Annotated in this window: 7 protein-coding genes; 6 read left to right on the top strand and 1 reads right to left on the bottom strand. The window is 34.9% G+C overall.

Annotated features, from left to right (window positions below; all coding sequences use genetic code 11):
- Positions 1 to 109: 109 nt before the first annotated feature.
- A complete protein-coding gene (locus ACDE64_RS20555) occupies positions 110 to 2584 on the bottom strand; it encodes an O-antigen ligase family protein (protein ID WP_411348103.1) in 2475 nt (824 codons plus the stop codon).
- Between the two features lie 155 nt (positions 2585 to 2739).
- Between ACDE64_RS20555 and ACDE64_RS20550 the strand changes: the two genes are divergently transcribed.
- The 6 genes from ACDE64_RS20550 (at position 2740) to ACDE64_RS20525 (ending at position 12292) form a co-directional block, all read left to right on the top strand.
- On the top strand, positions 2740 to 4113 hold the full coding sequence (locus tag ACDE64_RS20550) for an ABC transporter permease (protein WP_411348102.1): 1374 nt from the start codon (positions 2740 to 2742) through the stop codon (positions 4111 to 4113).
- Positions 4114 to 4125: 12 nt separating this feature from the next.
- Positions 4126 to 5352 carry an ABC transporter ATP-binding protein gene (locus ACDE64_RS20545; protein WP_411348101.1) on the top strand — a complete coding sequence of 409 codons (1227 nt, stop codon included), beginning with the start codon at positions 4126 to 4128 and terminating at the stop codon, positions 5350 to 5352.
- Positions 5352 to 6884 carry a methyltransferase domain-containing protein gene (locus ACDE64_RS20540; RefSeq protein ID WP_411348100.1) on the top strand — a complete coding sequence of 511 codons (1533 nt, stop codon included), beginning with the start codon at positions 5352 to 5354 and terminating at the stop codon, positions 6882 to 6884. Before ACDE64_RS20545 ends, ACDE64_RS20540 begins: the two co-directional genes overlap by 1 nt.
- Before the next feature lie 30 nt (positions 6885 to 6914).
- Positions 6915 to 9158: a glycosyltransferase family 2 protein gene (locus ACDE64_RS20535; RefSeq protein WP_411348099.1), complete on the top strand. Its 2244-nt coding sequence runs from the start codon at positions 6915 to 6917 to the stop codon at positions 9156 to 9158.
- A 37-nt stretch (positions 9159 to 9195) separates the two neighbouring features.
- Positions 9196 to 11400 carry a glycosyltransferase family 2 protein gene (locus ACDE64_RS20530; RefSeq protein WP_411350356.1) on the top strand — a complete coding sequence of 735 codons (2205 nt, stop codon included), beginning with the start codon at positions 9196 to 9198 and terminating at the stop codon, positions 11398 to 11400.
- A 148-nt stretch (positions 11401 to 11548) separates the two neighbouring features.
- Entirely contained in the window at positions 11549 to 12292 is a 744-nt protein-coding gene (locus ACDE64_RS20525) for a sugar phosphate nucleotidyltransferase (RefSeq protein WP_411348098.1), read from the top strand.
- The last annotated feature ends 6 nt before the right edge of the window (positions 12293 to 12298 follow it).

Here is a 12298-nt window from a genome sequence, read left to right as displayed (position 1 = left end):
CATTCATATCAAATAAAAAGGCTTCTCCACGTATAGGGAGAAGCCTTTTTGTGATTTTGAAAATACATACAAGTTTGTCTATACCTTCATACGATACGGATTCGTACTACTATTTAGCTTGGGTATAGGTTTTATTTGCGATTGCAGCAATTTGCTCTTTTTCTTTTGGATCAGCAGTAATCAATTTGTCGTAGATTGCTTGATCATTTTGGCCTTCTTTTTTCAGCGCAGCCAGATAATAACGAGCAACTTGTTTGTTTGTATCGTCAGTCAAATCGTCTTGCAGACCTTTTTTCAATACTTCAGCGGCTTGAGCATTTTCACCTTGCATCAGGTAAATCTCACCAACACTCAAAGCGATTTTTGGAGTGACGCTAAAGTCACGACCTTGCAGCTGACCTTCTGGTAGTGTAGTCAGATACTGAATTCCGTCCAGAACCTGTTGATACACATTCAGTCCTTGCTGGAAGTATTTCTGTTCAGCAGCAGTGTCTTTACTCTCATAAGCCTTATTACCAAGAACATAGGCTTGAGTCAATACACCTTCATACCAGTTAATATCCCATTTGTATTTTGGAGTACTATTCACAAGTAGATCAAATGCTTGATCATCCTCGCCATTTAATTGGTACAGAGTGACCATTTGCTTCACAATATCTTGATTATAAGGCTCTTTTTCATGAGCTTTGTTAAGCAAAGCAAGATCTTGGTTGTAGAAATCCTCGTTTTTGGTTTGTTGAAGTCCTTGAGTTAGCAGTGAACTCAGATAGACGACGCCTTCTGGGAATGTACTGCGAATGGACAGTGCATCATCCAATAGCTTGCGATATTGTTCATACGTTGCGTTTTGATTGGTAGACAATTTGGCAACATCTTTGATATCGCCAGATGCTTGAGCAAAACGTAGTGAAGTAAACGTAATAATAATCGCAGTCAGTCCAATCAACGATACATAAATCCCACGTATCGTACCTGCACCTAGTTTCAAATACTTTAGCGGCTGAGCATCCATTGCGGAAGCCATACCACCCAATCCTAAGAATACGAGTATGCCCATATACACATAACTCAAGTTAAAATCGAGCAGACTGTGCATCAGGATCGATACTGCAATAATGAAGTACAAGAAGTGGCTTTCCCGTTTCTCTTTATCCGTTTTAATATACCCGCGGATATATTTATAGAAGATAAAGCCTACAAACAATACAAAGATCAGGAGCCCGATAATACCGACTTCAACGAGATATTGGAAGAAGAAGTTATGCACCTGACGGCTGACATACGGGTTATTCTGGTAAGCTTGGAAAGAAGCACCCCAGGCACCACCACCAGCACCAAAGAACGGATACTCCTTCCATAATTTCAATGCGTCACGGTAAAAAGTGAAACGCTCCAATACACTACTTTGTTGGAAATTAATGTTCTCAAAGCGGACACGGATGTTAGCAGGGAGCAAGTTACGCAGACTGGTTCCAATCAGCAGCAATAACATTACGCCACCAATAACTGCTGAACCAATCGGCAACCATACACTGGAGAAACGACGAGCGGTCCAGCCTTCCACACCGTTTTCGAGTTTTGGAGCAATGAAGCGTCCAATAGCTATCGCGATTAGACCGACAATCAGCGAAGTTATCAGCACATAGCCCCAGCCTTTAGCAGCTGCAACACCATCATACTTGGCAATGACCTGTAGACCGATATTCGTTACCGGATTCAGGATAATCGCGGAGGCAGCGCCTGCAATCACCATATAGATAATCCACAGAATTTGCTGTGCCGGACGCAGCATTAAGAGCAGAATCAGCAGTACAAATGGCAGTACAACAAGACCACCACGAGACAACGTGAGAATCAGTGACAAAATAATCGGTACGAGCATAAAGCCATGCAGCAAATGGTCATACCATGTTTTCAAACGACTTACATTGAATAGCGCAGCAAACAACATAGCCATCAGGAACGCAGCGTATGTATTCGCATATTGGAATACAGAAGTGAGACGCCAGCCGTTGGAATCCTGCATAATTGCGTCTACATAAGAACCGTTCTGTACCCCGTTCGAGAACCAGAATACCAGCTTGCCACCGAGCGGTGCTTGACCGAACCAGTTAATAAAACCAAACATTACGATAATATAGGCGGAACCCATAATCGTCATCTGAATGATCTTATTCGACATACGGTCACGTAGCATATACACGCCAGTGATGAAAATAAATGCGTACATCCATTGAATTAGCACCATATTTACGGCATAATGCCAAGAGGCGGCACCAATCATGGAGATCATGTACGATAGAGGCAGCAAAATGATCAGCAGCGCCACCATATCCCGTTGATCATCCAATTTTACCTTTTTATAAAATTGGATCAGCCCCAGGATCATGATTGTACCGGACAACAGAATCGCCCAGAAAATCGGTTTTTCAAATGAATAACTTAAACCATTAAATAAAGCCACTTGAAACGGGGTCCATAACAAGAATAGAATAAGACAGATGTTAACGACCCAGAACATGCCATTGCGTTTTTCTTCTTCGGTAGACGCTTTAAACTGTTTGCCGTATACTGGATTAGCCACTTTTTAAACTCCTTTTCATAATAGATACTTATGCTATATTAGCATAGTTATGTATGTGATAACTAGTTGCGTTACGTTCAAACATAAGTGTTGTTACCTGAACATCTTAAGTCTAGGTTGCGATACATATGTATTAAATTCTGAGGTGTGGATGTATGAACAAATTTACAAGCAAAAAAACAATTTTATTTATGGTCATTGCTATACTGGCAATTTTTTCATTTTTTGAAGTTTTCCAAGCTCATCATCAGTCTAATTTAAAGACGATTGTAAATGTGACTGTCAACGCTGAACATTCTGGAGAGTATAAACTGTATTATACATCTACTAAAAATAAGTGGTCAGAACAACAAATTGTTTCCAAAAATTACGATGCCAACAAAGGGCAGAAAAAATTGGAATTTTATATTCCAGCTAATACGAAACAAATTCGTTTGGATCCTGGTGTCGCTATCGGAAATGTAGAATTGAAAAATTTATTTGTACAAGTCAATAATATTCAGCAAATCGATTTTAAAAAAGCTGTACTTGCATCTCAACAAATTCGTGTTTTACAAAAATCAACAGATACGTTGATGCTTCAGGCTACGAATACGGATCCAGGTATCTATATGGATATAGAAGCTGCCAACCAATTGGCAAATCAGGGCGAAAACCTGATGTTTAAGGTGAGTTCAATCATACTTAGTATTTTATTTGGCTTTTTATTTTCTTATACAGTAGTAAATGTTAAATCAGCGCTTAGATTCTTGAAATATTCTATCGATGATCGGAAATTAATATGGAGTCTATCCAAAAATGATTTTAAAACAAAATACGCTGCTTCTTATTTAGGTGTAGTGTGGGGGTTTATTCAACCATTACTTACCATTGTTACGTATTGGTTTGTATTTCAAGTGGGACTAAGAAGTGGTGACGTAGCAGATGTACCATTTATACTTTGGTTCCTAGTAGCCATCATTCCTTGGTTTTTCTTTTCAGATGGAATTGGCGGAGCAACGAGTTCATTTTTTGACTATAGTTACCTTGTAAAAAAAGTAGTCTTTCGTATTGAGGTTATTCCGAGTGTGAAGATTATGTCTGCTTTGTATGTTCATTTATTTTTTATTGTTTTCATCTTTATTGTCTATGCTGCATATGGATATACTCCTCAGCTTTTTAATCTTCAATTTATATATTATACAGGCTGTATGATCGTATTGGTTGCTGCGATTACCATATTTACCTCTGCAACAGTTTTATTTTTTAGAGATTTAAACCAAATTATCGGCATTGTATTACAAATGGGCTTTTGGTTTACACCGATTGGTTGGCCAAGCACAATGTTATCTCCCTTTTGGTTAAACATTTTCAAATTGAATCCTATGTATTATGTGGTGGATGGTTATAGGGATAGTTTTATTAATAAAGTTTGGTTTTTTGAACATCCGTATCATACGATATACTTCTGGTTGTTTTGCTTGGTTACTTTGGTATTCGGTGTTAAGATATTCAATAGGCTCAGAACACACTTCTCCGATGTACTTTAAGGGAGCGTTACTATGGAAAATATGATTGAATTAAATAATGTAGTGAAAAATTTCAAAATATATGATAAACCAGTTGATCGATTGAAGGAAGCATTATCGATTCGGAAAACAAAATATCATAAAGATTTTGAAGCTCTTAAAGGTATTTCCTTTAGCATCCAAAAAGGCGATGCGCTTGGTATCCTGGGTAGAAATGGATCGGGAAAATCTACACTGTTAAAACTGATTACAGGAGTATTGCATCCCACTATTGGAGATATTCAGGTCCATGGAAAAATCTCTGCTATTTTAGAGTTGGGCACTGGCTTTAACCCTGAATATACTGGAATTGAAAATATTCGTTTAAATGGAATGATGATGGGATACACGGCGGACCAAATTGAACAAAGAATGGATCGTATTATTGAATTCGCCGATATTGGAGACTTTATCAATCAGCCAGTTAAATTTTATTCAAGTGGTATGTTTGCAAGATTAGCATTTGCAGTATCAATTAATGTGGAACCAGATATTCTTATTATTGATGAAGCTTTAGCTGTAGGGGATACCCGTTTTCAAATCAAATGTATCGATAAGTTGAAAGAGATGAAAGAGCGAGGCACAACTATTTTGTTTGTGTCGCACGCTTCCGAACAAATCAAACGCTTTTGCAACAAAGCTATATGGATTAAAGATGGATTAATTGAGGCAGAAGGTGAATCAAGCGAAATTGTAGATCGCTATGAAGACTATATGAAAATGTCCTCTTCACAACCAAATAAGCCTAACATTACGGAAGTTATGGCTCCTGACTATGCTGCTAGCGATGAGAATGATCTATTAACGCCTGTAGATACTTCTGTATTAGCTTTGATTCGTAAAGTCGAACTTAATAATGATCAATTTAAGACATTTGATAAACTGACAGTAGATATTCAATATGAAGTTTATGAACAACGTATCGACGATTTGTTGATCGGAGTAGCTATCTATACTCCAGATCGAGAATATATATTTGGACCTAATACGTATTTGGAAAAAGTGGAAATTCCGACCACTCGTGGTAAGCACAGAGTTTCTTATCATATTGATAGTTTACCTTTAATTAGTGGCACATTTGTTATTGATGTAGGGATTTTCAATAATGAAGGTATTGTTTGTCTGGATTACAAAGAGAGTGTAAAAAAATTTCAAGTTACCAATAAATATTTTTCTGAAGGAAGACTTTACATCCACCACACCTGGGAGGTTAACGAGTAATGGATTATCCTTTTGATCAATATCAAAGATACAAAAACGTTGAGGAGATTATCAATAAATTAAGAAAAGATGGAACATCCTTTCATATTCTTGAAGTAGGTGCAAACGAGCATCGAAATTTGGAAGTATTTTTACCGAATGATAAAATAACATATTTGGATATACAACTACCAGACCATTTGCTGGAGGATCCTCAATATATTTTGGGAGATGCTACAGCTATGGATTTCGATGATAATACATTTGATGTAATTGTTGCTATGGACGTATTCGAACATATTTTTCCAGAACAACGGCAAAATTTTATTTGGGAATTACAAAGAGTCAGTCGAGAGTTTTTTGTAATAACGGCTCCTTTTCACTCTGAAAAAGTAAGAAATGCAGAAAAGCGTCTTAATACTTTATATCGCTCTTTATATAATGAAGGATATATCTGGTTAGAAGAACATTACATCAACGGTTTGCCTGTACTGGAAGAGTTAACCGAATTTTTGGAAGAACAGAATATAAACCATAGTATTTTATCACATGGCAATGTTGATATTTGGGAACGTATGATGAGTATTCATTTTTTTGCGGTATGGGATTCAAGAATGAATGAGTACCGAAAACTAATAGATCGTTTTTATAACGAAAACTTGTATAACATCGATTATGCAGCTGATTCTTATAGGAAAATTATAATTGGCTATACTAATGTAAATTACTCTGATTATGTAATTGACAAAGACGAACAAATAATCGATGTGGAGATTTTAAACAAACTTCAATTTTTGGAGCATCAGTTTCATCAATTGCTTGCGGTTGTTAGAGGCAGCGAGAAACGTAATACAGATTGTTTACAAGTTTATATTGATGACGGTAAAGGCTTTAGTGAAGAAACTAGTCTGAAAAGGAATATTAGCATATATGAAGATCAGAATCAGGAGATTGAACTTCAATTTGAACTTGCTGCTTATTCTACGATAAAACACGTCCGCATAGATCCTTCACATTCCAAAGGAGCTTTTCGTATCAGTAATATCGTAATTACAAATAAACAAAACGAGAAAGTTGAATTCAGTTTGTTTGTTAATAATGGTTATCAAACGTTAGAAGATGTATTTTTGTTTCTTGAAAATGACCCTTATATTATTCTCAAACTTGAACATAACTTTTCTTCTCCAGTGGATAAACTCACTTTTTCAGTTCAACGTATGAAAAAGCTGGATATGTTAATGGCATTGATTCAAAGTTCAGCTGAAACAGAACAAAAACAAAAACAAAAATATAGTATGCTTGAAGTAGAAAATCAAAGCCTACAAACAGAAAAAGTGAATCTTATGAACTTAAATACTGATTTTAGTCATAAAGTTGAAAAACTAGAAGAGAATAATAATGCGTATAAAGCTGAAATTAAGAATTTAACTGATGAAAAAAATAATATTAATAATTCAAATCTCATATTGCAAAATGAATTAAATCAAACAATAAATTCACGATCTTTCAAATTGGCTAGATTTATACAAAAGTTTAAGTTTAAAAATAATTAAAGTTTTTTGAAAAGGAGTTCTTAATCCAAAATGATTTCTCGGTTGAAAAAAGTAAGTTTTATGGCTTGGGACGAGATTACTGGATGGGCAAGTCCACAGAAAAAAATTATACTTGTACCTTTAAATGATGTTATCAAAAATAAAGATAATAACTGGGAAGTAATGGGTTCAGATCCGTCTTTTGTATTGGAAGGCTCTTTTAGAAAAGGGTGGATAGAATTCGCCTGGGAATCTGGCACGCAAGAATCTATTCCTCTAAAGTTTTATATAGATTATGGACATGGATTTTCAGAAGAGCACACCATTACTCCTTCATATATGCCCAAAGGAACATATAAAGGTAAAGTTCTTTTTTTTATCCCGTATAATACAAAAGTATTAAGATTAGATACAGGAGATAAAAAAGTAATATTTAAATTGCAAAATGTACAAATAAAAAAAATAACCCGAATGCATATGCTCTTGGAGCGTCTACAAGAATACCGTTCGAGAACCGAACAAGGTAGTATAATGGGAATATGCAAAAAGGTTATTTTACTTGTAAAAAAAGAAGGTATTCGTTCATTTTTACAAAGAGTTAAAAGTAAATCAAATACTCCGCAATCATATGATGAATATACAATTTGGCAAACCAATAATCAATTAACCGCCGATGATTTAGACTACATCTATCATGATATTCAAGCTATGCAATATCAGCCATTAATTTCATTTGTGTTGCCAGTTTATAATGTAGATGAAATATGGCTACGAAGATGCATAGATTCAGTTATTCGCCAATATTATACAAATTGGGAACTTTGTATAGCGGACGATGCATCTACTAAAGATCATATAAAAAGAGTACTGGATGAATATAGTAATAAATACTCTAGAATTAAGGTTGTATATCGTGAGAAAAACGGTCATATTTCAGAAGCAAGCAATTCAGCATTAGCACTCGTAACAGGTGAATATTTAGCTTTGTTGGATCATGATGATGAAATTGCCAATAATGCTTTATATGAAATTGTAAAGTTGCTTAATCATAATAAACAACTGGATATCATTTATAGCGATGAAGATTTCGTTAATATGGACCATCAAAGAGTTTCTCCATTTTTTAAACCAGATTGGTCTCCGGATCGTTTTCTTTGCCATATGTATTATGGGCATTTGGGAGTATATCGTAGTACATTGATTCAGGAAGCTGGTGGATTTAGAAAAGGATATGAGGGTAGTCAAGATTTTGATTTAGCGTTGAGAATTACTGAGAAAACGCAGCGAATTGCACATATTCCCAAAATCTTATATCACTGGCGCATGATCCCTGAATCAACTGCATCAAATTCTTCTGCAAAAAGTTATACACATGTAGCAGGAATGAAAGCTTTATCTGATGCTATGAGACGTAGAGAAATTAATGGTTGGATCGAGGAACTTTCTCAATATCCTAACTATTATTTACTTCATTACAATGTACATTCTAATCCATTAGTAAGTATTATTGTTACTGAGAATCAAAATCCGATTGCAACAGATGAATTTTTGGAGCATTTACTAGATCAAACTGCATATATAAATTACGAGATTGTTGTCATTTGGAACGCAGATGAAGTAAGTGTGTCGGAAATTGATAAAAAATGGAATGACAGACTAGGTAATCGCTACACATCGATCAATGCTGAGAAATTTCAAGGTGCTCATATGTATAATAAGGCAGTTTCTTTATGTGCAGGGGAACATTACTTATTCATTAATCATTCTATTCGTTTAAATAATTCTGCTTGGCTTCAAGATATGATTGGCCATAGTCAACGTAAAGAGACCGCAGTCATTGGAGCCTATATTCAATCAGATAACGATCTCATTATACATTCGGGATATGTATTAGGTTTAGGAGAGCATCATATCGCAGAGGATCCTTATAAAGGAATATCTATAGATTTCCCAGGACATTATGGTGCTATGTTTGTCACTCGGAATGTGTCAGCATTAAGCAAAGATTTTTTCATTATTTCCAAAGAGATTTTTGTAAAACTTGAAGGATTTGACATGAACTTGCAGGAACATTTTTTTGAAATCGATTTTGCTTTAAAAGCAATGCAAGCAGGTTATATAAATGTTTGGTTGCCTTATGTTCGAGTAATACTTCTCAATAATATCAGTAATGTTCATGATGATAGTTCAGAAGAACGAGCATATATGAAGGGGAAATGGAATGGGTTTTTAAAGCAAGATGCTTATTATAATGAAAATTATTCCAAAGATAAACCTTATATGTTGGATATTTAAATTCCATTTTATGTAGAGAAGGTTGGTTGAATTGAATATGCAGAGGTCAGAATTAAAACTGGTCCCTATCAATCAAATTGAATATGATATTGAAAAACAGAAATGGCGCTCTCTAGGTGAAGATCCTTTCTTTTTTATTGATGGAGATTATCCAAAAGGTTGGATTGAACTAAATGTTATTTCTAGTTCGGCTATGATTGTTCCTCTAAAAGTATATTGGGATGATGGTAGTGGAATTTCTGAAGAGAATAGTACAAAAATAGGTAGCTTGCCTATCGGAAACCGTGTCAGCAGTCAGTTTACCTTTTATATTCCTAAACAGACACGTACACTAAGGCTGGATACAGGTACACAAAAATGTGAATTTGAATTGTCTCTGATTGATATTAAAATTGTTGGTGCATTGACGATTTTGAAAAAAAAATATTCAAATTATATTAATTTATCAAAATGTTTAAATCGTGATTTGATATTAAAAGCAGCTAAACTTTATAAAAAAGAAGGAATTAAAGGAGTTGCAAATCGTCTTAAAAGTTTTGTCGATCCATCACAATTAAGCACACAACAACTATATCAAGAATGGATTCGTTTGAATGGTATCTCGGAATATGAAATCAATCAAAACTTAAATTCCATTACACGTAAGTTTACAATTTCAGTAATAATGCCTGTCTACAATACACCTGAAGAATATTTGAAGAAAGCAATTGATTCTGTAAGAGAGCAATTGTATCCACATTGGGAACTTTGTATATGTAATGATGCTTCTAGCAATAATAAAATTCAAGCGATTATTGAACAATATGCTCAACAAGATAGTAGAATCAAATTTATTCAGCATGAAAAACAGCAAAATATATCTGTTGCAAGTAACTCGGCACTTTCATTGGCAAGTGGTGAATATGTTGCTTTTTTGGATCATGATGATGAGTTTACCAAGGATGCATTATATGAGGTAGCACTTTTATTGAATAATGAACCCGATACAGATATGATCTATTCGGATGAAGATAAAATTGATGTAAAAGGTAATAGATCACAGCCGTTTTTCAAACCGGATTGGTCTCCGAATACTTTATTGTCGCAAATGTATACTTGTCATTTGACTGTTTATCGCCTTGAAATTGTAAAAAAAATAGGTGGATTTAGAGTTGGATATGAAGGTAGTCAAGATTATGATCTCGCTCTAAGAATAGTCGAATTAACAAAAAATATTCGTCATATTAATAAAATATTATATCATTGGCGAATGTCAAATACTTCAACAGCTACTTCAGCTAATGCTAAAACTTATACTTCTGATGCTGGCGTCAGAGCATTAAAAGATACTATAAATCGACGTGGTTATAATGCTAAAGTATTTAAAGATGAGTTGGCAAATGTATATGTGATGAAGCATCTTCCAAAAAATGAACCATTGATTTCGATTTTAATTCCGACTCGGAATATGGCAGAGGTTTTATCAACTTGTGTGGATTCTATATTCAAATTATCTACCTATTCAAATTTTGAAGTTATTATTATTGATAATGGTAGTGATGATCCTGCTACGTTGGATTTATTTAATAAATATATCGTACAACATGGTAAAAGATTTAAAGTTCTTCGCTTAGATATTCCTTTTAATTATTCAAAGCTAAATAATCTTGCGGCTCGCGAGGCTCAAGGTGAACTTATTTTATTATTAAATAATGATGTTGAAATTATTACTCCAGATTGGTTGGAAGGTCTGGCAGGACAAGCACAGCGTAACGAAATAGGTGCGGTAGGAGCAAAGTTATTATATCCTGATTCGACAATTCAACATGCAGGCGTTATGTTGGGGATTTCGGGTACTGCAGGACATAGTCATAAGCATTTTCCGGAAAATCACCCAGGTTATTTTTCAAGATTGCGTATGGTAAGCGATTATGCAGCAGTAACAGGTGCATGTTTAATGGTGAAAAGAAAACTGTTTCTAGAAGTAGATGGATTGGACGAGGATCTACAAGTGGCATTTAACGATGTAGATTTCTGCCTGAAATTGATTGAGAAAGGATATTATAATGTATATGTTCCACATGTAGTTCTCTATCATTATGAATCCAAATCTAGAGGGTATGAGAACACGCCTGAGAAAATGGAACGTTTCAATAAAGAAGCGGATTATTTAAAAAAACGCTGGGCTTTTTTGCTTGATAATGATCCTTTTTATAGCAAACATCTTTCGAGAGAAAGAGAAGATTTTTCTCTGATGTTATAATTAAGCTATTGACATAATGCTATTCAATCGAAATTTATGATTTGCATAGCATTATATGTCTATTTGAGATACTATTGATTTGTCTATATATTTTGTGGCTGGATAACGATAAGTATGAATCCAGTATTATATTTGGGAGGTTTACAATATGAAAGGTATTATTCTTGCCGGGGGTACAGGCACACGGCTTTATCCTTTAACTAAAGTGACAAATAAACATCTCTTGCCAGTAGGCAAATATCCTATGATTTTTTATTCGGTCCATAAACTCAAACAAGCTGGAGTTCATGATATCTTGATAGTCACCGGTAAAGATCATATGGGAGATGTTGTTAACTTGTTGGGCAGCGGTCGCGAAATGGGTGTAACCTTTACATATAAGGTACAGGATGAAGCGGGAGGAATAGCTCAAGCTCTAGATTTGGCTGAACATTTTGTGGGAGACGATCAAATGATTGTTATTTTGGGCGATAATGTATTTGAAGATGATATTGCTCCTTTTGTTGAAAACTTCCGTTTACAAGAGAATGGTGCTAAATTGCTGCTTCAAGAAGTTCATGATCCTCAGCGCTACGGAGTAGCTGAACTTGATGGAGAAAGAATTGTTTCGATTGAAGAAAAACCAAAAGCGCCAAAAAGTGATTTTGCTGTTACAGGAATTTATATGTTTGATAATAACGTGTTTGATATTGTTAAAACATTAAAACCCTCTGCACGTGGTGAACTTGAAATCACTGATGTAAATAATGCCTATATTCAACGTGGTGAACTTTCGTTTGATATTCTCAAGGGTTGGTGGACAGATGCAGGAACGCATGCTTCTTTGGCCAAAGCAAATGAACTTGCAAAAGATATCATATTTGGTGAAGAATTTGGTAAATTAAAGCTGTAATTAGGA

It is taken from the genome of Paenibacillus sp. WLX2291, from assembly GCF_046603665.1.
GTDB lineage: Bacteria > Bacillota > Bacilli > Paenibacillales > Paenibacillaceae > Saccharibacillus.
The sequence above is the reverse complement of the archived record's forward strand: the minus strand, read 5'-3'. Positions and strand labels throughout refer to the sequence as shown.